Annotated in this window: 20 protein-coding genes and 1 pseudogene; 8 read left to right on the top strand and 13 right to left on the bottom strand. The window is 73.7% G+C overall.

Going from position 1 to position 26,473, the window contains the following annotated elements; translation table 11 throughout:
• Window positions 1-83 precede the first annotated feature (83 nt).
• Window positions 84-1,166: a Zn-dependent alcohol dehydrogenase gene (locus ACGF3A_RS21695; protein WP_393731847.1), complete on the bottom strand. Its 1,083-nt coding sequence runs from the start codon at window positions 1,164-1,166 to the stop codon at window positions 84-86.
• A gap of 38 nt (window positions 1,167-1,204) precedes the next feature.
• Complete coding sequence (locus tag ACGF3A_RS21700) at window positions 1,205-2,062, bottom strand: MaoC/PaaZ C-terminal domain-containing protein (protein WP_393731848.1); 858 nt, start codon at window positions 2,060-2,062, stop codon at window positions 1,205-1,207.
• A 320-nt stretch (window positions 2,063-2,382) separates the two neighbouring features.
• On the opposite strand from ACGF3A_RS21700, the gene ACGF3A_RS21705 reads away from it, so the two are divergent.
• Both ACGF3A_RS21705 and ACGF3A_RS21710 read left to right on the top strand, forming a co-directional pair.
• The gene (locus ACGF3A_RS21705) at window positions 2,383-3,714 is read left to right on the top strand and encodes a sensor histidine kinase (RefSeq protein ID WP_393731849.1); all 1,332 of its coding nucleotides are present in this window, start codon (window positions 2,383-2,385) and stop codon (window positions 3,712-3,714) included.
• Window positions 3,711-4,316 (top strand): response regulator, encoded by a 606-nt coding sequence (locus ACGF3A_RS21710; RefSeq protein ID WP_393731850.1) that lies wholly within the window; start codon window positions 3,711-3,713, stop codon window positions 4,314-4,316. Before ACGF3A_RS21705 ends, ACGF3A_RS21710 begins: the two co-directional genes overlap by 4 nt.
• A 2-nt stretch (window positions 4,317-4,318) precedes the next feature.
• On the opposite strand, the gene ACGF3A_RS21715 is transcribed toward ACGF3A_RS21710, so the two are convergent.
• From ACGF3A_RS21715 to ACGF3A_RS21730, 4 genes are all read right to left on the bottom strand, one after another.
• Window positions 4,319-5,746 carry an MFS transporter gene (locus tag ACGF3A_RS21715; RefSeq protein ID WP_393731851.1) on the bottom strand — a complete coding sequence of 476 codons (1,428 nt, stop codon included), beginning with the start codon at window positions 5,744-5,746 and terminating at the stop codon, window positions 4,319-4,321.
• A gap of 582 nt (window positions 5,747-6,328) precedes the next feature.
• Window positions 6,329-7,525 (bottom strand): lipid-transfer protein, encoded by a 1,197-nt coding sequence (locus ACGF3A_RS21720; protein WP_393731852.1) that lies wholly within the window; start codon window positions 7,523-7,525, stop codon window positions 6,329-6,331.
• A gap of 15 nt (window positions 7,526-7,540) precedes the next feature.
• Entirely contained in the window at window positions 7,541-9,736 is a 2,196-nt protein-coding gene (locus tag ACGF3A_RS21725) for an acyl-CoA dehydrogenase (RefSeq protein WP_393731853.1), read from the bottom strand.
• 22 nt (window positions 9,737-9,758) lie between these two features.
• On the bottom strand, window positions 9,759-10,961 hold the full coding sequence (locus ACGF3A_RS21730) for a hypothetical protein (protein WP_393731854.1): 1,203 nt from the start codon (window positions 10,959-10,961) through the stop codon (window positions 9,759-9,761).
• 142 nt (window positions 10,962-11,103) lie between these two features.
• Here ACGF3A_RS21730 and ACGF3A_RS21735 point away from each other — a divergent pair, with 142 nt between their 5' ends.
• The 4 genes from ACGF3A_RS21735 (at window position 11,104) to ACGF3A_RS21750 (ending at window position 14,858) form a co-directional block, all read left to right on the top strand.
• Complete coding sequence (locus ACGF3A_RS21735; protein WP_393731855.1) at window positions 11,104-11,745, top strand: class I SAM-dependent methyltransferase; 642 nt, start codon at window positions 11,104-11,106, stop codon at window positions 11,743-11,745.
• Between the two features lie 11 nt (window positions 11,746-11,756).
• The gene (locus ACGF3A_RS21740) at window positions 11,757-12,692 is read left to right on the top strand and encodes an N-acetylmuramoyl-L-alanine amidase (protein WP_393731856.1); all 936 of its coding nucleotides are present in this window, start codon (window positions 11,757-11,759) and stop codon (window positions 12,690-12,692) included.
• 129 nt (window positions 12,693-12,821) lie between these two features.
• Window positions 12,822-13,754, top strand: coding sequence for a hypothetical protein (locus tag ACGF3A_RS21745; RefSeq protein WP_393731857.1), 933 nt, complete (start codon window positions 12,822-12,824; stop codon window positions 13,752-13,754).
• 96 nt (window positions 13,755-13,850) lie between these two features.
• Window positions 13,851-14,858 carry an LLM class F420-dependent oxidoreductase gene (locus ACGF3A_RS21750; RefSeq protein WP_393731858.1) on the top strand — a complete coding sequence of 336 codons (1,008 nt, stop codon included), beginning with the start codon at window positions 13,851-13,853 and terminating at the stop codon, window positions 14,856-14,858.
• 262 nt (window positions 14,859-15,120) lie between these two features.
• On the opposite strand, the gene ACGF3A_RS21755 is transcribed toward ACGF3A_RS21750, so the two are convergent.
• Genes ACGF3A_RS21755 through ACGF3A_RS21765 form a run of 3 tightly spaced genes read right to left on the bottom strand, consistent with a single transcriptional unit; the run spans window position 15,121 to window position 18,329 of the window.
• Complete coding sequence (locus tag ACGF3A_RS21755; RefSeq protein WP_393731859.1) at window positions 15,121-16,188, bottom strand: prenyltransferase; 1,068 nt, start codon at window positions 16,186-16,188, stop codon at window positions 15,121-15,123.
• Window positions 16,185-16,928, bottom strand: a complete 744-nt coding sequence (locus ACGF3A_RS21760; RefSeq protein ID WP_393731860.1) for a methyltransferase domain-containing protein — start codon at window positions 16,926-16,928, stop codon at window positions 16,185-16,187. The genes ACGF3A_RS21755 and ACGF3A_RS21760 overlap by 4 nt, the downstream gene beginning before the upstream one ends.
• A 51-nt stretch (window positions 16,929-16,979) precedes the next feature.
• Window positions 16,980-18,329, bottom strand: coding sequence for a glycosyltransferase family 4 protein (locus tag ACGF3A_RS21765; protein WP_393731923.1), 1,350 nt, complete (start codon window positions 18,327-18,329; stop codon window positions 16,980-16,982).
• A gap of 289 nt (window positions 18,330-18,618) precedes the next feature.
• Here ACGF3A_RS21765 and ACGF3A_RS21770 point away from each other — a divergent pair, with 289 nt between their 5' ends.
• Both ACGF3A_RS21770 and ACGF3A_RS21775 read left to right on the top strand, forming a co-directional pair.
• On the top strand, window positions 18,619-19,287 hold the full coding sequence (locus tag ACGF3A_RS21770; RefSeq protein WP_393731861.1) for a TetR family transcriptional regulator: 669 nt from the start codon (window positions 18,619-18,621) through the stop codon (window positions 19,285-19,287).
• A 283-nt stretch (window positions 19,288-19,570) separates the two neighbouring features.
• A pseudogene (locus tag ACGF3A_RS21775) lies at window positions 19,571-19,972 on the top strand (LuxR C-terminal-related transcriptional regulator); the annotation flags it as partial.
• Here ACGF3A_RS21775 and ACGF3A_RS21780 read toward each other — a convergent pair.
• The 4 genes from ACGF3A_RS21780 to lanKC are packed head-to-tail and all read right to left on the bottom strand — an operon-like array spanning window position 19,898 to window position 26,388.
• A complete protein-coding gene (locus ACGF3A_RS21780) occupies window positions 19,898-21,745 on the bottom strand; it encodes an ATP-binding cassette domain-containing protein (RefSeq protein WP_393731862.1) in 1,848 nt (615 codons plus the stop codon). The pseudogene ACGF3A_RS21775 and the gene ACGF3A_RS21780 sit on opposite strands and share 75 nt — an antisense overlap.
• A gap of 4 nt (window positions 21,746-21,749) precedes the next feature.
• Window positions 21,750-23,546, bottom strand: coding sequence for an ABC transporter ATP-binding protein (locus ACGF3A_RS21785; protein ID WP_393731863.1), 1,797 nt, complete (start codon window positions 23,544-23,546; stop codon window positions 21,750-21,752).
• A gap of 13 nt (window positions 23,547-23,559) precedes the next feature.
• On the bottom strand, window positions 23,560-23,682 hold the full coding sequence (locus ACGF3A_RS21790) for a SapB/AmfS family lanthipeptide (RefSeq protein ID WP_344531567.1): 123 nt from the start codon (window positions 23,680-23,682) through the stop codon (window positions 23,560-23,562).
• A 48-nt stretch (window positions 23,683-23,730) separates the two neighbouring features.
• Window positions 23,731-26,388: a class III lanthionine synthetase LanKC gene (gene lanKC / locus ACGF3A_RS21795; RefSeq protein ID WP_393731864.1), complete on the bottom strand. Its 2,658-nt coding sequence runs from the start codon at window positions 26,386-26,388 to the stop codon at window positions 23,731-23,733.
• Window positions 26,389-26,473: the final 85 nt, after the last annotated feature.

Consider the following 26,473-nt stretch of genomic DNA (forward strand, 5'->3'; position numbering starts at 1 on the left):
GGGGGGGATGAGCGCCCCGCAGGGGCGCGGGGAACTGCGCGACAAGCCACGACGCGCCTCCGCAAGCGGCAGCGAGCAGAGCCCTACAGCGAGATGCAGGTCCTCAGGGCTTCGCCGGACCGCATCTGGTCGAGGGCCTCGTTGATCTCCGGGAGCGTGACGCGGTGCGTGATCAGGCCCTCCAGGTCGATCCGGCCGGCCCGCCACAGCGCGATGGCGCGGTCGTACGCGCGGAGCACGTCGCCGCCGCCGTAGAGCGAGGGCAGGATGCGCTTCTCGTCGAAGAACAGCTCGAACATGTTCAGCTGGAAGTGGTCGTCCGTCGCGCCCGCGCCGACGACGCAGAGGGTGCCGCCGCGCCGCGTGGCGTCGTACGCGGTGCGCGCGGTGGCGGACTTCCCGACGACCTCGAAGACGTAGTCGAAGCCCTCGCCCGCCGTGATCCGCTGCTTCGCGTCGTCCAGTCCGTCGGGGGCGACGGCCTCCGTGGCGCCGAACCGCAGCGCGGACTCGCGCCGTCCCGCGACGGGGTCGACGGCGACGATCTGGGCCGCGCCGCAGGCCCGCGCGCCCTGGATCGCGCTGATGCCGACGCCGCCGCAGCCGAGGACGGCGACCGAGGAACCGGCCTCCACCTTCGCGGTGTTGAAGGCGGCTCCGAGGCCCGTCGTGACGCCGCAGCCGATGAGCGCGGCGATCTCGAACGGCACGTCGTCGGGGATCGGCACCGCGCAGGGCGCGTCGACGACGGTCTCCTCGGCGAAGGTGCCGGTGCCCGCGAAGCCGAAGACGTCGGTGCCGTCGGCGGCGCGGACGAAGTTGGGGGTGCCCGCGTTCATGAAGCCCGTCAGGCACAGGTGGGGCTGGCCCCGGCGGCAGGACGGACAGGCGTTGCAGGCCGCGAGCCAGCAGACCAGCACCCGGTCCCCCGGCTTGACGGCGGTGACGCCCTCGCCGACCTCCGTCACCTCGCCCGCTCCCTCATGGCCCGGGATGAACGGCGCGGGCTGCGGCAGCACCCCGCTCATGGCGGAGAGGTCGGAGTGGCAGAGCCCGGTCGCCCGGAGCCGGATGCGGACCTTGCCGGGGCCGAAGCCCGTCGCCTCGATCCCGTCGACGACATCGAGCTTGTCCTGCCCTGTCTCGTGCAGTACGGCGGCGCGCATGTGCGGACTCCTCTCGAACGGATGAGCTCGGGTGCGGATCAGGTGTGGTGCACGAGCCCGTCGGCCAGTACGGGCGCGTCGTCGCGCTCCGCCGCCGACGCGGTGAGCTGGAGCGAGCCGTCGTCGAGGCGCCACATCCGCACGCGCAGCGTCTCGCCGGGGTAGACGACGCCCGCGAAGCGCGCGGTCCAGCGCCGCACGCGGGCGACGTCCCCGTCGAGCGCGGTGTCGACGGCGGCCTTGAGCGTCATCCCGTACGAGCACAGGCCGTGCAGGATCGGGCGGTCGAAGCCCGCGAGCTTCGCGAAGTCGGGGTCGGCGTGCAGCGGGTTCCAGTCGCCGGAGAGCCGGTAGAGCAGCGCCTGGTCCTCGCGGACGGGGCGCTCGGCGGTGAGGTCGGGCGCGCGGTCGGGGAGTTCGAGCCGGGTGGAGGGGCCGCGTTCGCCGCCGAAGCCGCCCTCGCCCCGTACGTAGATCTGTGCCTCGCCGGTCCACAGCGGGCCCTCGGCGTCGGCGACGTCGGTACGGAGGACGAGGATCGCGGCCTTCCCCTTGTCGTACACGGCCGCGACGCGGGAGGTGGAGGTCGCGGAGCCGCTGACGGGGAGGGGGCGGTGCAGCTCGACCGACTGGCTGCCGTGCAGCACGGCGGCGAGGTCGACCTCGATGCCGGGTGCGGAGAGGCCGCCGACCACGCCCATGCCCGCGCCCGCGACGGTGGCGAAGGAGGGGAGGACGTGGAGCCTGCTCTCCAGCGTGTACCGCAGCTCGGCCGGGTCGGTGGCGGGGATCCCCGCGCCGATGCCCAGGTGGTAGAGCTGGACGTCCTTGTGGTCCCAGGCGATCTCGGTGCTCCGCGGCTCGGCGGCGAGGGCCTTCTGGGCGTCGATGGGCATGGGGGCGTGGCTCCTCGGGGGCCGTGGCGTGCGTGCCGTGGCGTGCGTGCCGGGCGTGCGCCGCCGGTGAAGACCCCGGCCCGGCCGTCCGCACCGTCGGCCGGACCGGGGTCGCTGGCGACCGGCCGAACAGGCTGGAACAAGAACACGTTCTAACCGATCGGCTACCTGTATAACGCACGCCCCCGCACATGGGAAGTCCCCTGACGCCGCGTCAGATCCGGTGCCGGTCTCCCGCCGGGACCGGTGACATTTGTCCCGCCGCACTGTCCACATCCGCCCCTGCCGGGGCCCCCGGCACCGGTTCTACGGTGAGGGGCATGTCAGTGAGCAAGCGCCTGAAGCGGTTCGCCGAGCGGGGGGCACCCGGGTACGGCCCGGCCAAGTACGCCTTCCTCCCCTGGCTCATCATGGGCGTGGGCGCGCTCTCCCACGTGCTCCAGGGCAAGGCGGGCAACCCCTGGCTGAGCAGCGCCGCGCTGCTCGTCTTCAACTCGCTCTACATCTCGGTCGTCTTCTCCGCCTTCGGCACCCGCCTCCCCCGCCGCCAGATCCCCCCGCTGATCGCGCTCGCGGGGATGACGGCGGTGACCTTCGCGGTGACGCTGGCCTACGGGAGCTCCTGGACCCTGTTCTTCCCCCTGCTCTCCCTCGCCTCGGGGACCGTACGGCAGCTGCGCGGCAAGCCGTTCCTCGCCTGGCTGGTCACGCTGAGCGTCGCGGCGGGCGCCATCGCCTCCTGGCAGAACGGCGCCTGGAGCGGCTACAGCATCGGCTACGGCACCCTCATCTCCGGCATGGTCACCGCGGCCGTGCTCAGCCTCTTCGACACCGTCGCCCAGCTCGACAAGGCCCGCGAGGAACTGGCGCGTGCCGCGGTGGAGAAGGAGCGCACGCGCTTCTCCCGCGACCTGCACGACCTGCTCGGGCACACCCTCTCGGTGGTCGTGGTCAAGGCCGAGGCGGTACGCAGGCTGGCGCCCGGCAACCTCGACGGGGCGCTCGCGCAGGCCGCCGACATCGAGGCCGTGGGACGGCAGGCCCTCACCGAGATCCGCGAGGCCGTCACCGGCTACCGCGAGGACAGCCTCGCCACCGAACTCGACCGCGCCCGCTCGGTGCTGGAGGCCGCGGGCATCGAGCCGGTCGTCCGCCAGTCGGGGCCGCCGCTGCCGCCGCAGGCCGAGGCGCTGCTGGGCTGGGTGGTACGGGAGTGCTCCACGAACACCGTCCGGCACAGCGGAGCCGCACGCTGCGAGATCGAGGTCCGCGCGGCCGACGACCGCGTCCGTCTCACGATCACCGACGACGGACGCGGCCCTGGACCCGCCCGGGGGACGGGACCAGGGCCGGGGGGCGGGACCGGAAGGGGAGCCGGTCCCGGAACCGGCCCGGACCCGGCCGGGGGGCACGGGTCCGGGCCGGACGGCGAACAGCGGCTCGGCGAACAGCGGCTCGGCGAACGGCCGCTCGGCGGCACCGGGCTCAAGGGGCTCGGCGAGCGGCTGGCGGCGAGCGGCGGCACGCTGGACCACGGCCCCGACGGAAGGCGGGGCTTCCGTGTCGTGGTGGAGTTGCCGGTGGACACGGAGGAGACGGCGGAGACGGCGGAGACGGCGGAGACCTCGGAGGCGAAGGGGGCGGCCCTGTGATCAGGGTCCTGCTGGCGGAGGACCAGGGCATGATGCGCGGCGCGCTGGCCCTGCTCCTGGATCTGGAGGACGACATGGAGGTCGTCGCCCAGGTCGCGGCGGGCGACGAGATCGTCCCCGCGGCGCTGGAGCAGGCCCCCGACATCGCCCTGCTCGACATCGAACTCCCGGGCCGCAGCGGCCTGGACGCGGCGGCGGAGCTGCGCGAACGGCTGCCGGGGTGCGCGGTGCTGATCCTCACCACGTTCGGCAGGCCCGGCTATCTGCGCCGGGCGATGGAGGCCGGGGCCTCGGGCTTCCTCGTCAAGGACCGCCCCGTCGAGGAGCTGGCAGGTTCGATCCGCCGCGTGCTGGACGGCGAGCGCGTCATCGACCCGGCGCTCGCCGCAGCGGCGCTCAGCACGGGGCCCAACCCGCTGACCCAGCGCGAGCGCGAGGCGCTGACCGCGGCGGTCGACGGCGCGACGGTCGCCGACATCGCGGGCAGGCTCCACCTGTCCCAGGCCACCGTCCGCAACTACCTCTCCGCCGCCATCGGCAAGACCGGCACCCGCAACCGCATGGAAGCCGTACGCGAGGCCCGCCAGAACGGCTGGCTGTAGCCCTACTTGGGCCGTGCGGTACGCGGCAGGGCGAAGAACATCAGGACCACGCAGGTCCCCAGCACCCCCGCCCCCACCTGGAACGCCCGCGCGTAGCCCGCCGTCAGGGCCTCCGGGGTCTCCTCCCCCGCGATACGGGAGGCGGCCGCCGTCGACAGTACGGCGAGGCCGAGGGCCCCGCCCATCGTGCGGGCCGTGTTGAACAGCCCCGAGACCAGCCCCGCGTCCCCCGGCTCCGCGCCCGCCGTGGCGATCGACGCCAGCGGCGTCGCCGCGAGCCCGGCGCCGAGCGCCATCACGATCCCGGGCCCGAGCACGGACCCGGTGTAGCCGCCCGAGACATCCATGGTCCCCTGCCACAGATAGCCGAGCCCGGCGAGCGCCGAGCCGGTCATCGCGAGGGAACGGGCGCCGACCCGGGCCATCAGGCGCGGCGCGAGCTTGGAGCCGAGGACGATGCTCAGCGAGTGCGGGACGAGCGCGAAGCCGCCCTGCAGCGGGGTGTAGCCGAGCACGTTCTGGGTGTAGAGCGCGAGGAAGTACCACATCGCGAACATCGCCAGACCGTTGACGAAGATCGCGACATTCGCGGCGGAGACCGAGCGCCGCGCGAAGAGCCGCAGCGGCACGAGCGGCGCCGCCGTACGGGCCTCCACCGCCACGAAGAGCCCCAGCAGCGCGAGCCCGCCGAACAGCGGCAGCAGCGCGCCCGGCGCCGACCAGCCCGCCGACTCGGTCCGCACGATGCCGTACGCGACACAGCCGAGACCGGAGGTCACCAGCAGCGCGCCCGGCACGTCGAGGCGCCGCCGGGCCCCGCGGTCCCGGCTCTCCGCGAGCCACAGCGCGGCGCAGACCAGCACGAGGGCGCCCACGGGCACGTTGATGAGCAGGACCCAGCGCCAGGAGAGCGTGTCGGTCAGCACGCCGCCGACGAGCCCGCCCGCGGCGCCGCCGCCCGCGCCGACCGCCGTCCACGTCCCTATGGCCCGCGTCCGCGCGGGGCCCTCCGGGAACGACGTCGTCAGGATGGTCAGCGTCGCGGGCGCGAGCACGGCGGCGCCCATGCCCTGCACGGCGCGGGCCGCCAGCAGCTGCCAGGGCTCCTGCGCGAGCCCGCCCGCCAGGCTGGCGACCGTGAAGAGGGTGAGCCCGACGAGGAACATCCGCTTACGGCCGAAGAGGTCGGCGGCTCTGCCGCCGAGCAGCATGAAGCCGGAGAAGGCGAGCGTGTACGTGTTCACGACCCACTGCAGGCCCGTGCCGCTCAGGCCCAGGTCTGCCCTCATCGATGGCAGCGCGACGTTGACGACGGAGACGTCGAGCACCACGAGGAACTGGCCGGCACATGCCGCCAGCACGACTGCCCAGAGCCGGGGTTTCCTGGCTTCGCCGGATATGTCGACGTCTGAGGCAGCGGGGGCAGTCATGCCCGCCATAATCCCACCGTCCCCGGCCCGGACACTCCGCCCCACGGACCCGCCCGATCCAAGACTTCGGGGCTTGCCCCTGTTCCCTCAGGGGCGCGGGGCTGTGTCTGATTTGCGGCTCCGCCGCGTGGGCGCGACCGGTCACGGCACGTCGGGGCTTCCCCCTTCTCCCTCAGGGGCGCGGGGCTGTGTTTGTTTTGCGGCTCCGCCGCGTGGGCGCGACGGTCACGGCACGTCGGGGCTTCCCCCTTCTCCCTCAGGGGCGCGGGGCTGTGTTTGTTTTGCGGCTCCGCCGCGTGGGCGCGACCGGTCACGACACCTCGGGGCTTGCCCCTTCAGGGGCGCGGGGAACTGCGCGACAAGCCACGACGCGGCCGCAGCCCGCGAAGCACAGCCCGGGGCACCCCGGGCGCGGCCCTTGTACGCGGGGCACCCGGCGAAGGGGGCTGCGCTTGCCAACCCTGCGCCTTGCGCAGACTTCCCAAGCTCCGCAGGGAGAAGCAGGGGCGCGGGGAACTGCGCGACTAGCCAGGGCGCAGTCGCAGGCTGCGAAGGCGGGGCGGGGCTTCCTCTTGGCAGCCCCTACAGTCGGCGCAGCGCCGTGACCACGGCTGCGCCGCCCAGGCCGATGTTGTGGGCCAGCCCCACGCGCGCACCCGGGACTTGGCGAGGGCCCGCCTCGCCGCGGAGTTGCCAGGCCAGCTCGGCGCACTGCGCGATGCCCGTCGCGCCGAGGGGGTGGCCCTTGGAGATGAGGCCGCCGGAGGGGTTGACGACCCAGCGCCCCCCGTACGTCGTCGCCCCGTCGGAGACCAGCTTGCCCGAGGCACCCTCGTCGCACATGCCCAGCGCCTCGTACGTCAGCAGTTCGTTGACGGAGAAGCAGTCGTGCAGCTCGATGACGTCGACGTCCTCGATGCCGAGGCCGCTCTCCTCGTACACAGCGAGCGCCGCTGCGCGGGACATCGGACGGCCCACGACATCGACGCACGAGCCGGAGGCGAAGGACTCCTCCGTGTCCGTCGTCATCGCCTGGCCGACGATCTCCACGGCCCGGTCCGCCAGGCCGTGGGCGCGTACAAAGCGTTCCGAGGCGACGACGGCCGCCGCCGCGCCGTCCGAGGTCGGCGAGCACTGGAGCTTGGTGAGGGGCTCGTGGATGGTCCTGGACGCGAGGATCTCCTCGTGCGTCCAGACGTCCTGGAACTGCGCGTACGGGTTGGCCGCCGAGTGCCGGTGGTTCTTCTCGCCGACGGCGGCGAGCTGCTCCGGCGTGGTGCCGTACCGCTCCATGTGCTCGCGGGCCGCGTTGCCGAAGATCTGCGCGGTGGGCGGGGTCATCTCAAAGCCGTGCCGGGCGGCCATGACCCCGTAGTGCCGGGCGACGGGGGACGTGGAGAAGTCGTCACCCCCCGAAGCACCACCCAGTGCCCCCTTCTTCATCTTCTCGAAGCCGAGCGCGAGCACGCAGTCGTTGAGCCCCGAGGCCACGAACTGGCGGGCCATCATCAGGGCCGTGGAGCCGGTGGCGCAGTTGTTGTTGACGTTGTAGACGGGGATGCCGGTGAGGCCCAGCTCGTAGACGGCGCGCTGGGCCGCGGTGGAGGCCTGGTAGCAGTGGCCGACGGGTGCCTGTTCGACCAGGCCGTAGGCGATCCCGGCGTCGGCGAGCGCCGCCTCGCCCGCCTCCTTGGCCATGTCCCAGTACTGCCAGTCCCGCGACTCGGGCTTCTCGAACTTCGTCATGCCGACGCCTACGAGGAATGCCTTGCCGGTCATCCGTACCTCCGACGGTCAGTCGATCAAGGGGCGGGGTTCAGGGTCCCTGGGCAGGCCCAGCAGGCGTTCGGCGATCACGTTGCGCTGGATCTGGGTGGTGCCTCCGGCGATGGTGAGGCAGCGGGACATCAGGAAGCCGTGGACGGCGCGTTCGCCGGGGCCCTCGCGCAGGGCGCCCTCGGGGCCGAGGAGTTCGAGCGCCAGCTCGGCGAGCTTCTGCTGGTGCGGGGTCTGCACGAGCTTGCGGATGCTGGCCCCGGCACCCGGGTCGAGGCCCTCGACGCGCTGCAGCGTGGTGCGCAGCCCGATGCAGGCGAGCGCGTGCGCCTCGGCCGCCAGGCCGCCGACGCGGTCCCTGACCGTGCTGTCCGCGTCCCGCGAGCGGGCGATCAACGCCTCCAGGCCGGTGTCGAAGGTGATCTGGTCGGCCATGTGGACGCGCTCGTTGCCGAGGGTGTGGCGGGCGACCTGCCAGCCGTCGTCGACCTCGCCGACGACCGCGTCGGCGGGGAGCAGGACGTCGTCGAAGTAGACCTCGCTGAAGAGCGCGTCGCCGGTGATCTCCTTGAGCGGGCGTACGTCCACGCCCGGGGTCTTCATGTCGAGGACGAAGAAGGTGAGCCCCTGGTGCTTGGGCGCTTCCGGGTCCGTACGGGCGAGCAGGATGCCCCAGTCCGACCACTGGGCGGCCGACGTCCACACCTTCTGGCCGTTGATCCGCCAGCCGCCGTCGTCCGTGCGCTCGGCGCGCGTACGGAGCGAGGCGAGGTCGGATCCGGCCTCGGGCTCGGAGAAGAGCTGGCACCACCGGACCTCGCCGCGCAGGGCCGGGCCGAGGTGGCGGTCGCGCTGGGCCCCGGTGCCGTAGGTGATCAGCGAGGGCACGACCCAGGTGGCGATGCCGAGGTCGCTGACCTTGATCCCGGCGTCCTTCATCTCCTGCTGGACGGCGAGCTGTTCGACGGGCCCGGCGCCCAGGCCGTACGGCGCGGGCAGGTGCGGGGCCGCGTAGCCGCTGGGCGCGAGGGCGCGGCGGGCGGCGGCGGGGTCGAGGCCGCGCGCGGGGGCGAGGGCCTCGCGCGCCCGTTCCCGGTACGGCTCGGCGGCGGGCGGCAGCTCCATCCGCAGCTCGCGCCGGGCGCCCTCGGCGGCGAGGCGGGCGGCGCGCAGCCGGTGCGCGGCGCCGGTGCCGAGGAGCTGGCGGGCCACCAGGGCGCGCCGCAGATAGAGATGGGCGTCGTGCTCCCAGGTGAAGCCGATGCCGCCGAGGATCTGCACGCAGTCCTTGGCGCACTCGTACGCCGCCTCCAGTGCGGCGGAGGCGGCGAGCGAAGCGGTCAGTCCGCGCGGTCCCGGCTCCGTCTCCTCTCCCGCGGCACGGGCGGCGTCCCAGGTGAGGGCGCGGGCCTGCTCGACGCGGACGAGCATGTCGGCGCAGAGGTGCTTGACCGCCTGGAACTGCCCGATGGGCCGCCCGAACTGCTCGCGCGTCGTGGCGTACTCGGTGGCCGTCTCCAGCGCCCAGGCGGCGGCCCCGCACGCCTCGGCGGAGAAGAGGACGGCGGCGAGGTCCCGTACGAGTGCGCTGTCGAGGGCGAGTTCGCGTCCGCCGGGGACGGTGACGCCGTCGGCGGTGACCTCGGCGGTGGGGCGGAGCGGGTCGGCGGACTCGTGGGCGCGGACGGCGAGCGGCGCGGTGTCGGCGGCGAGCCAGACCGTGCCGGCGGCGGTCTCGGCGGCGAGCACGACGAGCCCGGCCTGGGACGCGCCGGGCACGGGCGGTGCCGTGCCGTCCAGCACGTACCCCCCGCCCTCGACGGCGACGGCCGTCAGCGTGCCGGTCTCCAGGGCGACGGCCCCGACGGTCTCCCCCGTCGCGAGGTCACGGGCGAGGTCCGGGAGGCCGCCCCTGTGCAGGAGTTCAGCGGCGAGGACGTGGGGGAGGAAGGGGCCGGGCAGCACGGCCCGGCCGGTCTCCTCCAGGACGACGGCGAGGTCGAGCAGCGAACCGCCGCCTCCGCCCGCCTCCTCGGGGAGGTGGAGCCCGGTCAGGCCCTGCGCGGCGAGGCCCTCCCAGTACGCGGGCGGGCCCGCCTCGGTGCCGGGCGTGTCCAGCAGCTTGCGGGCCTCTTCCACGGGCACGGCACGCGCCACCCAGCCCCGTACCGCCCCGGCCAACTCCCGCTGCTCCTGCGTGATCCCGATGCCCATGCGGGGCACAGTAGAACACGTTTCAGAAAGAGGGAACCCGCACCTTCAGCTCGCCGCAGCCGATCCGCTCGGCCTCCTTCTCCACGTACGCCGGGAGCAGGTCGGGCGCGAGGCGCTGGCGGGCCACGGTGTCGCCCTGGGCCACGAACGCGACGTCGCCCTTCCCGCAGCGGGCCACGTACACCGCGACGTCACCGGCGACGGTCCCGCGGTCCTTGTCCTTCCGCTCCTTCCGCACCGGGGTGACCGGCACGGAGCCCTGCTGGAGGTTCTGGGCGTAGAGGTGCGCGAGGCGCTCGTTCCGCAGGGTCATCAGGCGCAGGTCGCCCTGGTCGAGGTACTGGCCGACGTCGCAGATCCTGGCGTCCTTGGTCGAACCGGCGGCGAGGCGCTCGGAGTACGCGTACTCCTTCGAGGGCCTGGCCCGCTCGGGCAGCCGCAGCCCCCGCACTCCGCACAGGCTCTCCGCGCGCTTCCCGTCGAGCCGGTGGGAGTCGGCGAGCGCGGGCAGCGCGTCGGTGTCGGGGTCCGGGTAGCTCTTCTCGCAGCCGCTCCTGTCCATCACGCCGTTGGCGAGGTGGACGACCGCACGGGCGAGCGCGGCACGGTACGTACGGGCCTCGTCCGGGTCGTTGTCGCGCGCCGAGGGACCGCCGGAGGAGAGGGAGACGACGGAGGGCGTCTGGTAGCCGAGGTCGTCGTCGCCGCTGCAGCTCTTGGGGAGGGCCACCCAGGCGCGGGACGGGGAGACCATCCCGGTGACCCCGCCGCCCAGCGGCACCATGCGGGAGGAGAGGAACTCGGTGGGCCACTGCCGCAGGTCCTCGTTGGCGTAGCTCCCGAGGTCACGGACCTCGGCGGTGACCTCCCAGCGCATCTCGTCGTCCTCGTACCGCTGCAGGCTGCACTGGGTGACGCCGTTGTCGTCGCTGGTGACCGCGTGGGAGAAGGGCAGTTCGTGGGCGCGTATCTCCCCCTCGTCGGAGAAGAGCCCGGACACGTCGTCCTCGGACAGCGCGCCCCAGCAGCGGTCCTTCGGCAGGAACGGCAGCGCGTCCGCGCGCCACGCCATCAGCCCCGCGGCGACGAGCGCGCCGACGAGCAGCCCCGCGAGCGCGGCGCCCGGCCGCCCCCGCAGCAGACGCACCGCGCGGGAGGAGCGCGCGGAGGGGCCCACCGGAGTACGCGCCTCCGGCCGTTCTCCCGTGGCCGTTCCGTCGGACATCCCGCGCCCCTCTCTGCTGCGTTCGCATGCGGGGGCGTCGCGACGCCGGGCCTCCGACGTGGCGTTCTTCACACGCCGCCGTCCCCCGAAGACCGGCAGCCAGGGGAGCGTACCCGCCGGTCCTTCCGGCACGATGACCCCCATGACGACTGCATCCCGCCCCAGCCCCACCACGCTCGCCGCGTTCGGGAGGGCGAAGGGCTTCATGCCCGTGGACGAGGGCCTCGCCCTGTACGGGGCGGCGCGGGAGGCCGCGGCGCTGGGACTGCCGCTGCTGGAGGTCGGCACGTACTGCGGGCGCTCCACGCTGCTGCTCGCGGACGCGGCGCGCGCCGCGGGTGTGACGGCCCTCACCGTCGACCACCACCGGGGCAGCGAGGAGCAGCAGCCCGGCTGGGAGTACCACGACCCGCAGGTCGTGGACCCCGAGGTGGGCCGGATGGACACGCTGCCGACGTTCCGCCGCACGCTGCACGCGGCCGGGCTGGAGGAGCACGTCGTCGCGCTCGTCGGCCGCTCGCCGCAGGTCGCGGCGGTGTGGGGCGGGCCGCTCGGGCTCGTCTTCATCGACGGCGGGCACACCGACGAGCACGCCACGGGCGACTACGAGGGCTGGGTGCCGCATCTCGCGCCGGGCGGGCTGCTGGTCATCCACGACGTCTTCCCCGATCCGGCGGACGGCGGCCAGGCGCCGTACCGGATCTACCTGCGTGCCCGGGAATCCGGTGATTTCGTGGAGACATCCGTCACGGGCTCGCTGCGCGTGCTCGCCCGCAGGCCCTAGCATCGCCACTCGTGTTCAACGGAAGCCGTCTCGGCGGAACCCTGATCGTCGTCCTCGCCGCGCTCGTCCCCGCGTGTTTCGCGGGGTGGCTGGTGTGGCAGTCGCTCGACGGCTCGGGCGAGCCGGACGAGAAGACCGCGACCGCGCCCGCGCACACGGGAGAAGGAAAAGGGGAGAGCGAGGGGGACGGGGAGAAAAGGGACGGAAAGCACGGGGAGAAGCCGGACGGGAAGTCCGGCGGGAACGGGCGCCACAAGGAACCCGCGAAGCCCCTCACCGGGATGACCGTGGTGCTGGACCCGGGCCACAATCCCGGTAACCGCGAACACCCGGACAAGATTTCGCGCCGCGTCGATATCGGCACGGCGAAGAAGGAATGCGACACCACGGGCACAGCCACCAATTCCGGTTATCCGGAGGCGAAGTTCACGCTCGACCTCGCGCGCCGCACCCGTACGGCGCTGGAGGCCCGCGGCGCGCGGGTGCGGCTCACCCACGAGGGAGACGTGCCCTACGGCCCGTGCGTGGACGAGCGCGCCAGGAAGGGGAACGAGGCGAAGGCCGACGCGGTCGTCTCGCTCCACGCGGACGGCGCGCCGAGCGGAAGCCGGGGGTTCCATGTGATCCTTCCCGGGTCGGTGCGGAAGGGGGACGCCGACACGCGGCACATCGCCAAGCCCTCCCGCCGCCTCGGCGGCGACCTGCGCGACGCGTTCCGCGAGGCGACGGGCGAGCGCCCCGCCAACTACCTCGGCGACGGCGAAGGACTGGACACCCGCGAGGATCTCGGCGGTCTCAATCTGAGCAAGGTCCCCAAGGTGTTCCTCGAATGCGGCAATATGCGGGACGCGCGGGATGCTTCCCGGCTCACTTCCACGAAGTGGCGTACGAAGGCGGCGGACGGGATCACCCGGGGGATCGAGTCTTTCCTGACGGGGAACCGGTGAGAATCGGTGAGATCCCGTGAACAGGAAACCAAGAAGCGAACCCGCCGGACCAGCCCGTAGTGTCATCCGTACGATGGGGTGCCCGCCCCGGCAGACCATGACCATGACGACATCGATTAAGGACCCCACGTGAACATCCGCTCGCTCACCCGCGGCGACGGCGTGGTGATCGGGGGAGCAGTGCTCCTCGTGATCGCCTCATTCCTGCCGTTCTTCCAAGTCGAAGGCGATTGCTCCGGCGACTACTGCTCGTTCAACGTCTGGGACCCCGCTCTCTTCCCGACGCCGTTCGTAGTCCACCTGCTCGCCGTCGGCGTGGTCGTCCTGCTGCTCGTGGGGCGTTCCATGGGGGACCGCAACGTCCTCGGACTCACGCTCGCCCAGTGGGGCACCGCGTTCGCCGTGATCGTCGGCTGGGCCACGATCTGGACCGTGTTCTCCAACCTGATGCCGGAAATGGCCGACGGGATGGACGCGAACGACAAGCTGGAGAACGGCTTCGGCACCTGGCTGACCCTCCTCGGCGGCCTCGCCGTCGCCGCGGGCGCCCTGCTCAGCAACGCCATTCCCGCCTTCAAGGCCCCGCTGCTGCCCGCGGGGGGCCCGCAGCCCGGTCAGCCCGGCGGATTCCAGGGCCAGGCACCGGGTGGCTACGGCTACCCGGGTCCGCAGCAGGGCCAGCCGGGACAGCCCGGTCAGCCCGGCCAGCCGGGCCCGTTCGGCGGCCCGCAGCAGGGCCAGCCGGGGCAGCCGGGCCAGCCCGGTCAGCCCGGTCCGTTCGGCGGCCCGCAGCAGGGCCAGCCGCAGCCGCAGCAGGCCCAGCAGCCGCAGCCGGGTCCGGCGGCGCCGGGCCCGCAGGACGCCAACTTCCAGCCGTTCTGGTTCGCCGTCCCGGTCGCCCGTCCGCTCTTCGCCGAGGACGGTTCGCCGCAGCCGGTGGCCGAACTGGCGCCGGGCACCTGGTACCTGGCGGTCGAGCAGCGCGGTCAGGCGCTGATCGCCCAGACGCAGGACGGCCGTCGCGGCGTCCTCCAGGACACCTCGGGCATCCAGCGCGGCTGACCCGCACGGGATCGTCCCCCGGCCCCTCGCCCTTCCGGGCGGGGGGCCGTTCCCGTACGCTGACGCCCCGTCAGTCACCGGCTGAAGGGACCCCACATGCGACTCGGCCTCGCGCTCGGCTACTGGGGACGCGGCCCCGATCCGCGCCACGTCGAACTCGTCCGCGAGGCCGAGGACCTCGGCTACCACTCGGTGTGGACCTCCGAGGCCTGGGGCTCCGACGCCTTCACGACGCTCACCTGGATCGCCGCCCACACCAGCCGTATCGGCCTGGGCACGGCCATCGTCCAGATGGCAGCACGCACGCCGACGGCCACCGCGATGCACGCCCTCACCCTCGACCACCTCTCGGGCGGACGCCTCCTGCTGGGCATGGGCCTCTCGGGCCCGCAGGTCGTCGAGGGCTGGTACGGCCGCCCGTTCCCCTCCTCGCCGCTCACCCTCACCCGGGAGTACGTCGAGGTCGTACGCCAGGCCGTGCGCCGTGAAGCCCCGGTGCGGCTCTCCGGGCGCTACCACTCGCACCCGTACGAGGGCGCCGACGGCACGGGCCTAGGCAAGCCCCTGAAGCCCATCACGCATCCTCTGCGGCCCGACATCCCCGTCCTGCTGGGTGCGGAAGGGCCGAAGAACATCGCCCAGACCGTACGCATCGCCGACGGCTGGCTCCCCCTCTACTGGTCGCCGGAGCGGGCCCACCTGTACGAACCGGCGCTGGCCGAGGCGGCCCCGGGCTTCATGGTCGCCCCCCTGGTCCACGCGGCCGTCTGCGACGACGTCGCGGAGGGGCTCCTGCCCGTGAAGGCCATGCTCGGCTTCTACGTGGGCGGCATGGGCCACGCCACCCGCAACTTCCACGCCGACCTCATGGCCCGCATGGGGTACCCGGACGAGGCCGCCCACGTCCAGCGGCTCTTTGCCGAGGGCCGCCGTGACGACGCGATCGCCGCCGTACCCGACGCTTTCGCTGACGAGATCTCTCTGGTGGGCCCGAGAGAGCGGATCGCCGAAAAACTCACCCTCTGGCGCAAGGGCCCCGTAACAGACCTCCTGATCACCTCCCCCGACCCCAAAACCCTCCGCACACTGGCCGCCCTGACCTGACCGCCCCACTGGGGCGCGACCTGTTCAAGACTTCAGGGCTTGCCCGTTAAGGGGCGCGGGGAACTGCGCGCCAAGCCACGACGCGGGCGCGGCCCGCGAAGCACAGTCGGGGCTCCCCGGGCGCGGCCCTGTACGCGGGGCACCCGGCGAAGTGGGCTGCGCTTGCCAACCCTGCGCCTTGCGCAGACTTCCCAAGCACAGCAGGGAGAAGTAAAGCGCAGACTTCCCAAGCTCAGCGGGAGGGAGAAGTGGGCTTGCCCTCTCAGCAGCAGGTGGGGTCCAGGCCTGTGGGGAGGGGATCGCCGGAGAAGATTTGGACTGTGGCGTCGTCGCCACCGAGGGCGGCGACGGCGAGCAAGAGAGAGCCCGCCGTCCAGGCGGTCCGCTCGCGAGGCCAGATCGCGTCGTCCTCGAAGACGTACCCCGTCCAGTACATGCCGTCGTCGGCACGCAGATGCTGGATCCACTGGAGGATCGAGAGCGCACGATCCGACTCGCCCACGGCCCAGAGCGCGAGGGCGAGTTCCGCGCTCTCGCCGCCCGTGACCCAGGGGTTGGGGACGACGCAGCGTACGCCGAGGCCGGGGACGACGAAGCGGTCCCAGCCCTCCTCGATACGGGCCTTCGCCTCGGGCCCGCGGAGGGCACCGCCGAGGACGGGGTAGTACCAGTCCATCGAGTAGCGGGACTTGTCGAGGAAGCGCTCGGGGTGGCGGCGTATGGCGTGCCCGAGGAGACCGACGGCCAGCTCCCAGTCGAGCTGGGGCTCCTCGCGGTGCTCGGCCAGCGCCAGAGCGCAGCGCAGCGCCTGGTAGACGGAGGACGACCCGGTGAGCAGCGCGTCGGCGCAGGGCGTGCCGTCGGGCTCGCGCTTCCAGCCGATCTGGCCGCCCGGCTGCTGGAGGCGCAGCACGAACTCGACGGCGGCGAAGACGGTGGGCCACATGCGGTCGGCGAAGGCGTCGTCGCCCGTGGAGAGGTAGTGGTGCCAGACGCCTACCGCCGCGTACGCGCAGAAGTTGGTCTCGCGGGCCCTGTCGGCGGGCGCCGCCGCGTCGCCGTCGGTGTAGGCGGCGTACCAGGAGCCGTCGGGCAGCTGGTGGTCGGCCAGCCACCGGTAGGCCGCCTCGGCGCGCGCGTGCTCGCCCGCGGCGTCGAGCGCCATCGCGGCCTCGACGTGGTCCCAGGGGTCGAGGTGGTGGCCGCGGAACCAGGGGATCGCGCCGTCCTCGCGCTGCTCGGCGGCGATCCCGGCGACCGTACGGGCCGCTTCCTCGGCGGTGAGGACGCCGCCCAGGACCAGCCGTTCCGTCCTGCCCGGGCTCGTCACTTGGCGCCCGGCGCTGCCGAAGCGCGCAGGTGGGGCTTGGTCGCGTACGCCACGAAACTCTTGCCGATGACCGGGTCGAGCGCGCGCTCCGCGAGGCGCGTGGCCAGCGGTTTCTTCATGATGTCCCAGACCAGCAGCTTGTGGTACGCCTTGACCGGCAGCGCCTTGTCGTTGTCGACGCCGAACGCGCACTTCAGCCACCAGTACGGGGAGTGCAGCCCGTGCGCGTGGTGGGTCCCGTAGGGCCGGAGCCCGGCCTCGCGCATCCGGCCGAGGAGTTCGTCGCCCCGGTAGATGCGGATGTGGCCGCCCTCGACCTCGTGGTACGCGTCGCTGAGGGCCCAGCAGACCTTCTCGGGCCCGTAGCGCGGGACGGTCACGGCGATCCGGCCGCCCGGCTTGAGGACGCGGACCATCTCGGCGAGCACGCCCTTGTCGTCGGGGATGTGCTCCATGACCTCGGAGATGATCACGACGTCGAAGCTGTCGTCGGGGAAGGGCAGCGCGAGCGCGTCGCCCTCCATGGCCGTGGCGGTGGCGCCCTCCGGGGCCTCCCCGGCCTCCTTCATCGCGGCGAACCAGGTGGCGACCTCGCGGATCTCCTCGGCGTTCCGGTCGAGGGCGACGACGCGGGCGCCGCGCCGGTAGCACTCGAAGGCGTGCCGTCCCGCTCCGCACCCCAGGTCGAGGACGCGATCGCCGGAGGCGAGCGGGAATCGGGTGAAGTCAACGGTCAGCACGGGGGTCAGCCTTCCGGCGGGAGGAGGTGCGGGTGGAGAGGGAGGGGGCGGTCAGCGTCCGTCGGCCACGGCGGAGGCCACATCGGCGGGTGGCCGCGCCACCGGAGAGGGCACGGGGGCCACACCGCGGGCCCCCTGGGCGGCACCACTCTGGGCCGCACGCGCGCCACGCGCGTCCATCGCGGCGCGGTACCGCTCCACCGTTCCGACCGCGGCCCGCTCCCAGGTGAAGCGGGACAGCACTCGCGCCCGCCCGGCCGCGCCGAGCCGCGCCCGCAGCCCGTCGTCCCCCAGCAGCCGTACGAGCCCGGCGGCGAGCGCGCCCGCGTCGCCGGGCGGCACCGCGAGGCAGGTCTCGCCGTCGCGCCCCGCGACCTCGGGGATCGCGCCGCCGGTGGTGGCCAGCAGCGGGGTGCCGGTGGCCATGGCCTCGGCGGCGGGCAGCGAGAAGCCCTCGTAGAGCGAGGGCACGCAGGCGACCTGGGCGCCGCGCACGAGGCCTGCGAGCTCCGCGTCGCTGATGCCCTTGACGAACTCGACGGCGCCGCCGAGTCCGTACTGCTCGATCGCCGCCGCCACGGGCCCCTCCTCGGGGCGCTTGCCGACCACGACGAGGTGGGCCTCGGGGCGCTCGGCGCGGGCCTTGGCGAGGGCTTCGACCAGGTGCACGAGGCCCTTGAGCGGGACGTCGGCGCTGGAGGTGGTCACGATCCGGCCCGGCACCTCGGGGACGGCGGGGTCGGGCGAGAAGAGCGCGGTGTCGGCGCCGATGGGCACGACGTGGACCCGGTCCTCGCGCACGCCGAGGTCGTCGACGATCTCCTGGCGGGAGGAGCCGGAGACGGTGAGGACGCTGGGCAGGCGGCGGGCGACGCGCTTCTGCATGCGCGTGAACCCGTACCAGCGGCGGACCGAGGCGCGGCGGCGCCAGCCGTCGGCGGCGTCGAGTTCGAGACGGCGGTCGACGGTGATGGGGTGGTGGATCGTGGTGACGAGGGGCGCGCCCAGGGCGCGCGCGCCGCCGAGCAGCCCGTATCCCAGCGTCTGGTTGTCGTGGACGACGTCGAACCGGCCCCGGCGCGCGGCGAGATGGCGGCGGGCGCGGAGCGAGAAGGTGAGCGGCTCGGGGAAGCCGCCCGTCCACATGGTGCCGACCTCCAGCAGGTCCACCCAGTCGCGGTACTCGTGCGGCTTGGGGGTGCGGAACGGGTCGGGTTGCCGGTAGAGGTCGAGGCTGGGCAGCTCGGTCAGGGTGACGCCCTCACCGACGGCGTCGAGCACCGGGTACGGCTGCGCGCCGATGACCTCGACGGTGTGCCCGAGCCGGGCGAGCTCGCGGGAGAGGTGACGCACGTAGACGCCCTGGCCGCCGCAGAAGGGGTTGCCCTTGTACGTCAGCATCGCGATACGCAGCGGACGTTCGCGTACGGCCTCCGCGGTCACTCGCGTCCCCCTTCATCGCTGCGCTCCCGGCGGAGCGTAGCGGCTCGCGCTAACCTAGAACAAGTTTCACGAACGACCCGGCTCACGAGGTCCTGCCGTCCACCGGCTACGAATTTACCGGCCAGTCACTTCCGGCGAGCAGCCGGAAGCGGTGATTCGCGCCACCCCGGAGCCGCCTGCCACAATGCACGGCTCGCACGGCTCCCAGCAGGCCGAACCCGCTGAGCCAGCCACGGAAACGGGATTCATGAGGACAGAGTCGACACCTCCGGCACAGCACACGCCGGCCCTCGCGCCGGCGTCCCGCACCCAGGGCTCCTCCGCGGGCTCCTCCCCGCCGCTCACCGAGCGGCAGGAGGCGCGGCGGCGCCGCATCCTGCACGCGAGCGCGCGGCTGGCGCGGCGCGGCGGCTTCGACGCCGTGCAGATGCGCGAGGTCGCGGAGACGTCGAACGTGGCGCTGGGCACGCTCTACCGCTACTTCCCCTCCAAGATCCACCTGCTGGTCGCCACCATGCAGGACCAGCTGCAGCAGATGCACGAGACGCTGCACAAGCGCCCGCCGTCGGAGGACGGCGCGGCGGCCCGCGTCGCCGAGACGCTGATGCGCGCCTTCCGCGCGATGCAGCGCGAGCCGCATCTCGCGGACGCGATGGTGCGGGCGCTGACCTTCGCGGACCGCTCGGTGAGCCCGGAGGTCGACACGGTCTCGCGGCTGACGACGACGATCATCCTGGACGCGATGGGCCTGGAGGCGGCGCCGACGCCCGAGCAGCTCTCGGCGGTCCGCGTCATCGAGCACACCTGGCACTCGGCGCTGATCACCTGGCTCTCGGGGCGGGCCTCGATCGCGCAGGTGAAGATCGACATCGAGACGGTCTGCCGCCTGATCGACGTGACGGATCCACGCGGCTGAGGGAAGTCGAGGTGCGGCGCGTTCCGCACGCCCCATGCGTGCGCCCCTTGTGCTCCCCCGTGGCCGGTTCTCGGCCCTCGCACTACCCCTCCCGTCCAGGTATGAAGGACAGGTACTGAGCGCGCGTCCATAGGCCGGGGGAGGCCGCGGAGGGATGGAAAGCGTGATTCGGGTGCTCATCGTGCACGATCTCAGGCTGCTCAGATTCGGCCTGGCCGAGTTGCTCGGCAAGGCCCATGACATGGCGATCAGGACCACTCCCTGGAGAAAGGCGCTGTCAAGCATGCGGGCCTCGCCCGCCGACGTATGCGTCGTGGACGTCGACTCGGCCGACGGTCCCGAGCTGGAGGAACTGGCCGTACCGAGGCGCACGGCCCAGGCTCCGCCCAGCAGACTGCTGGCCCTGGCCAGCGCGGACCACCCCGGCGCTCTGCGCAGGGCGCACGCCGCGCGGGCGCTCGGCTACGTCGACAAGAACGCGACACCGGAGGTGCTGCTCGCCGGTGTGCGCCAAGTGGCACGCGGCGAGCGGTTCGTGGACGACGCGCTCGCCGTGGCGTTCCTGCGGGCCGAGGCGGTGCCGCTCACCCCGCGTGAACTGTGCGTGCTGTCAGTCGCCGCCGAGGGCGCGTCGATCGCGGAGATCGCGGACCGGCTCAGCCTCTCCGACGGCACGGTGCGGAACTACATGTCGGCCATCACCCGCAAGACCGGTGCCCGCAACCGCATCGACGCCATCCGTATCTCCCAGGGGGCGGGCTGGCTGTGACGACCCTGGCTGCGAGGCCCAGATTCCGGTCAAGTCGCGGTAGAGAGGAGAACGTTCGGCCACCTCCCGGTGCGTGCCCGTGACGGCGTGGGCGCCGTCCAGGACCAGCACCCTGTCCGCCCTGCGCGCGGAGCTGAGGCGGTGCGCGACGACGATCAGCGTGCCGCCCTCGCGCCGCGCGAAGGCGAGCTCGGCGCGCTCCTCGGCGGCCGGGTCGAGGTGACAGGTCGCCTCGTCCAGCACGGCGAGGGGCGCGGGCGAGAGGTGGGCCCGGGTGAGCGCCAGCAACTGGCGCTCACCCGCGGACAGGGCCCGGGGATCGACGTCGGCGTCCAGCCCGCCGAGCCGGGCGACGAGCGCGTCGGCGCCGACGGCCCGCGCCGCGGCGTGCACCTCGTCGTCGCCGCGAGGCCCGTAGTACGTGAGGTTCTCGCGCACGCTCCCGCCGAACACGTACGCCTCCTGCGGGATCAGCACCCTGCTTTCCGCGGGCGCGCGCGAGGCGGGCACCCCGTCGACGAGCAGCTCACCGTTCCCGGGCTCCAGCAGCCCGGCGACGAGCAGCGCGAGCGTCGACTTCCCGATCCCACTCGGCCCCACGACGGCCAGCGAACCGCCACGCGGCACGACGAGATCGAGCCGGTCGAGCACGGCCCGCGCCCCGCCCCCGTACGCGAAGGAGACCCCACGCGCTTCCAGGGCGGGGGCGCCGTGCCGGGTGGCGTGCGGGCCCGGTTCCGGCGGTGGTTCGGGGGCTCCCGCGGCGTGGGTCAGGCGGGCGATGACGACCGTCAGGCGGGCGCCCGCGCTGCCGAAGCCGTGGACGAGGCTCTGCAGGGCGGGGAGCAGGGCCTGTGTGAGGTACGTGAGGGCGGCGGCGAGGGCACCCGCGGAGACACCGTGGGCCAGGAGCCAGGGGGCGAGCACGATCAGCAGGACGACGGGGAGACGGCCGCCGACGCCGACCGCGAGCGCGCGCGAGACGCCCCAGCGGGCCAGCGAGTCGGCCGCCCGGCGCTCCGCCTCGATCCGCTCTCCGGCCCGCTCCCCCACGGCCTCCCGCGCGCCCGCCGCCGCGACGTCCCGCAGCCCGCCGACCGTCACGCCCAGCTCCTCCGCCAGCTCCTCGTCGGCGACGAGGAGTGCGCGCTGGCGGCGGGCGAGCGGGCGCAGCGTGGCGAAGAAGAGCGCGAGGCCGAGCAGCAGCGGCGGCAGGACGACCAGGAGCAGCGGCGGTGCCAGCGAGGCGAGGCCGACCAGCGCGCCGAGCGCCGTGAAGACGAAGGAACGGGCGACCATCACGACCCCGGCGAAGCTGTCCCGGGCGATCTCCACCTGGTGCGTCAGCCGCGAGACGACCGCGGCGTCGCCCGTACCGTCGCGCAGCGCGGCGCCCAGTCCGCGCGCGACGACCCGCCGTACGAGCAGATCCCGGAAGGGCTCCGCGAGCGCCGCCAGCGCGCGGTAGACGCGGGCCGTGCCCAGCGCTCCCGCGAGGGCCCCGGCCCCGGCGACGGCCAGCCAGCCGAGGCCCGTCCCGGTGCGGCCCGCGAGGAACCCGTCGTCGAGCGCGCGGGCGAGCGCGAACCCGAGGGCGAAGGTCTGCGCCGACTCCAGCAGCGACCACCCCACCAGAGCCGCCACGGCCCCGCGACGTCCCCACAGGAAGCGAAGCCCCGCCGCGAACATGCCGCTAGTCCTCCTCGCCATCGGCCGCGAACAAGCGGCGGTACGCCGGGTGTTCCGCCCACAGCAACGCGTGCGGGCCCAGTGCGCGGACCCGGCCGTCGTCGAGCCACACCGTGAGGTCGGACCGGGCCGCCGTGGAGGCGCGGTGGGCCACGACGAGGCGGGTACGGGTGGTGCCGGGGCCCAGCAGGGTCCCGGAGACGCGGAGTTCGGTGGCCGTGTCGAGGCTGGACGTCGCGTCGTCGAGGATCAGCAGCCGTCCGTCGTGGGCGAACGCGCGTGCCAGGCCGAGGCGTTGGACCTCGCCCCCGGAGAGCCTGGCGCGGGCGCAGGGCGTGGCGTAGCCCTCGGGGAGCGTACGGACGAAGCCGTCGGCGCAGGCGGCGCGGGCCGCCTTCCTGATCCGTTCGGGGCCGGGGCCCGGGTTACGGGGGCCCAGGGCGATCGTGCCGCCGAGGGTGCCGCCGAGCAGGGCCGGGCGTTCGAAGGCGTAGCCGACGGCGTGGCGCAGCGCGTCGCGGTCGAGGGTGGCGAGGTCGACGCCGTCGAGCAGGACGCTGCCCTCGTCGGGGTCCTCCAGCCGCCCGGCGAGCGCGGCCAGCAGGGACTTGCCCGCGCCGGAACGGCCGACGACGGCGACGGTCGCGCCGCCGGGCACGGTGAGGTCGACGCCGTCGAGCACGGCGGTGCCTCCGCGTACGGCGCGTACACCGCGCAGTTCCAGCCGCCCCGGCCCTTCGGGGAGCCCCCCGGAACCGTGCCGGAAGGGCGGTTCGGCGTGCACCTCGTGGAGGCGGCGCGCCGCGCCCGTACTGCGGACGAGCCCTTCGAGGTGGCCGACGAGCCCGCCGATGCCCGCGGCGAGGACGGCGTAGCGCGCGGCGGCGACGAGGCCGCCGACGCTCAGTTCGCCGTGCGCGACGAGCAGTCCGCCCACCGCGACGACGCCGACCTGGAGCAGCGGCACGAGGACGGCCGCCTGCGCGGTGGACCGGCCCTGGACGCGCCACATCCGGTGGCCCTGCGCGCTGAGCGCGGGCAGCGGGCCGAGGATCCGGTCGCGCTCACGCCCGTACGTCCGGGCCGCCGCGACCGTACGGGCGCCGCCCAGCACCTCCACCAGACGCCCGGCGATGCGGCCCTGCTCCTCCTGGTAGCGGGCGACGCAGTCGGAGGTGGTGCGCAGGAAGGCGCGCAGCACCAGGCCGAGCAGCGGCGCGCCGACGAGGAAGACGGCGGCGAGCCGGAGGTCGAGCAGGGCGAGCGCGGCGATGCCGCCGAGCGGCAGCGCGAGCGCGGCGAGGGTGGAGGCGGCGGCGCTGGGCGCGTTCCCGGCGTGGGCGGCGTTGGCGGTGCCGCGCGTCACGAGGTCGCCGTCGCTGAAGCGGCGGGCGCGGGCGGGCGCGAGGGAGAGCAGGTGGTGCACGAGCCGGGTGCGCAGCCAGGCGGTGGTACGGGAGTTGAGGGTGCCGGTGAGGACGGTGTCGGCGGCGTCGAGCAGCACGGCGGCGAGGCTGAGGACGGTGCTCAGCAGGAGCCAGCGGCCCGCCCCTCCCCCGTCCCCTCCCCCGTTCGCGAGCAGCACGTCGAGGGCGCGGCCGAGGACGGCGGGCAGCAGCAGCGTGGCCGCCGCGGCGGAGGTGCTGACGAGGCCGAGCGTGAGGGCGCGCGGGGCGCCGTGCCGGGTCGCGGTCACCAGGAGCCGCCGGGCGTCCTTCGGCGTGCTCGTCACGTGGCTCGGTCTCCTCACGCGAGGGATGCGGCCCCGGGAGAGATGGCTCCCCCCGGGGCCGCGGGTCATCGGGTCACACCTGTCAACAGGTGATGACGCTCAGACCGCTGTTGCCGCAGAGGAGGAGGCTCGCGTAGCTGACGTCGCCGCCGCCACCGGTCATTTCCTCTTCGGCTTCCATCGTCTGCAGGTCGAGGAGTGCCATGTCGGTGTCCTTTCGCTCGGATGTGGGGACTGTGGTGCGGTTTCTTTCTCACGACCCCGCGAGGGGGCCGGTCTCGGAGCCGTCCGCGGGGGACGGCAGGAAGGGGAGGGCCGGGTGATGCCCTCCGTACGGGTCGTGCAGGGCCGCCGCGGCGGCGCCCGCCGCCAGCAGGCAGCCCGCCGTGCCGGTGGCCAGGTCCATGGAGAGCCGCATCATCTGCTCGCCGGGGAAGGCGAGTCGGCCCCGGTGGTCGATGCCGTACCAGGACAGCCCGTCGAGCTGCGCGGCCAGGTCGGCGGGCGTGACGCCGGGCGTGGCCGTACGGGCGAGGTGCAGCAGCAGTCCGGCGCGGCCCCGGAAGAGGCCGGGTTGCGCGCAGTAGCGGACCTTGGCCGCCGGGAGGACGGCCGCGCGGGCTCCGGCGAGGTCGTCGTCGAGGGGCGCGTGGCGGGCGTACTCGTCGAGGACGGCGGCGATGCCGACGCTGCCCTCGCCGAGGTACGGCATGAGCCGCCGCCCCTCGTCGACCAGCAGGGTGCCCGCGCCGTCGCGTACGCAGCGCGCGAGGTCGGCGCGGAGCGCGCCCGCCGCCGCTTCGCGCAGGGCCGTGTCGCCCGTACGCGCGTGGAGGCGGAGGAAGAAGAGGGCCTCGCCGGACGAACCGTGCAGCAGTCCGGCGCGCGCCTTCGCGCTGTCAGCGTTGCCGTCGGCGGGGGTGCGGGGCGCGGCGAGGAGTTCGAGGGCGCGGGCCGCGCCGTCCCGGAACGCCGTCTCGCCCGTCGTGTCCGCGAGGTGGTCGAGCGCGAGGCCGATGCCCGCGAGGCCGCCGTGCAGGGCCGGTCCGAGCCGCCGCCAGTTCTCGTGCTCGTCGGTGACGATCCCGGCGAGCGCGACGGCCCGCTTGGTGTGCCCGAGCCGGTCGAGGACGCAGGCGGCGCCGAGGAGTCCGTCGTAGAGGCCGAGCGGGGTGCCGCGCGGCGGCGGGTCGGTGCGGCGCAGCAGCCACTCCTCGCCGTCGGGGTACGGGGCGGCGCCGGTCTCGGCGAGGGCGTGCAGCACTCCGGCCGCGCCGTGCGCGAGGCCGAGTCCGCCGCCGGGGCCGAATTGGGTGATGTCGCCGGGGAAGAGCCGGTCGTCGCGCTCCGGGGTGGCTGAGGCGAGGATCGCCCCGGCCATGGCGTCGCGGGAGCGCGGCCAGTCGGCGGGCTCGGCGGGGAGGTGGCGGCGGGTGCGGCGCGTACGGGACGGCTCGGGGCCGTCTTCTCCCTCGATCGTGGCGACGGCCTCGGCGAGGAACTCCGCGGGCACGTCGGGGAACTGGGCCGCGGCGATCTCCGCGAGGTGCGCCGCCTTGCCGCGGTCGATGCCGAGGACCGTCGTCATCGGGATGAAGAGCGCGAGGCGCAGGCAGGCCAGCGCGTACTGGTCGACGGCGAAGCCGGTGCGGCCGGGCGGGGCCATGAAGCCGGGGTGGGCGACGATCTGGCGCGGGTTGTCGACGGCGCGGCCCGCGGCCTCGAAGTCGAGGAGAGCGACGGACTGTTCGTCGGGCGCGACCATGATGTTGTACATGTGCAGGTCGTTGAAGACGATGCCCCGCCCGTGCACGGCGGCGACGGCCTCCTCCACGAGGCGGTGCACGCGCAGCGCCCAGCGCGTGTAGCCGGCGACGGCCTCCGGGTCGGGGTCGGCGGTGAGCAGCGGGTGCCGCTGGGCGAAGAAGGAGTTGAGGGTCTGGCCCGGCAGGTGGTCCATGACCAGGAAGCGGTGCCCGTCGAGGGTGAACCAGTCGCGGACGCCGGGCGCGCACTCCAGCCCCTCCAGCGCTTCGAGCGCGGCCTTCTCGCGCTCCAGCCGGGCGACGGCGTCGGCGCGGTCGGCGGCCAGTCCGGCGTGCGGCCTGCCCTCCTTGAGGACGACGCGCTCCCCGGTCCGGGTGTCGGTGCCGCCGTACACGCCGCCGCCGTTGGAGAAGTGCAGGGCGCGCTCGATGCGGTACGGGAGGTCGCCGACGGTGGCGGCGGAGCGGGCCTCCAGGTGCGGGCGGAGGAACTCCGGGAGCGTCACCCAGTCGGGGACGTGGAACGCCGGGTCCTTGCGGTCGGGGACGAGGTCGCCCTCGGCGTTCTGGACGGCGGGGACGAGGGTGCCGTCGGGGGTGGGGACGTAGCGCGGGGCGAAGCCTCCGTAACGGACGTAGAGGGGCCCTTCGCGCCAGCGGAGGTCGGTGAGAACGTAGGGGCCCGCTTCTCCCGCGAGCTGTTCGCCAAGTTCTGTGAGAATTGTGTGAAGTTGGTCTTCACTGCTCGGATAGAGGGTGCTGAATTTCCCGCTCATGGCACGGGAGGCGTATTTGGCATTACGTAAGTAGAGCAGCGTACGAGCAGGGACGAACTTGAAGGGAATTCCGCGCGGAATGCAGTGCTCCCAGACGGCCGCGGCTATCCGGTCGGCATTCTCCAGGCACGCGGAGACATGGATCTTCCAGCCCTGCTCGGGGAAGTCGCCCTGTTCAGGGCGGTGTTCGAGCCAGTCGCCGGTGCGTGAGCGGCGCCATCCGGCGGGCACGGGGCGCCGCGCCGTGGACAGGGTGTCGTCGTCCCGATTCCCTTGAGGACCCTCGGACTCCGCCCGTTCGGACAAATGTTCCGGACTCTCGTAGAAGAACTTGTCGGCCAGGCAGAAAACCTCGTACCGCTTATCCATCGTCCCCCCTCGGGAAGCACGGAATTGAGGCTGCCATGCCATTCGCACGGAAAACAGTCACGTTTGTCACGACGCGGGTATGAGA

The organism is Streptomyces sp. NPDC048172, assembly GCF_043202595.1.
In the GTDB taxonomy this organism is placed as follows: Bacteria; Actinomycetota; Actinomycetes; order Streptomycetales; family Streptomycetaceae; genus Streptomyces.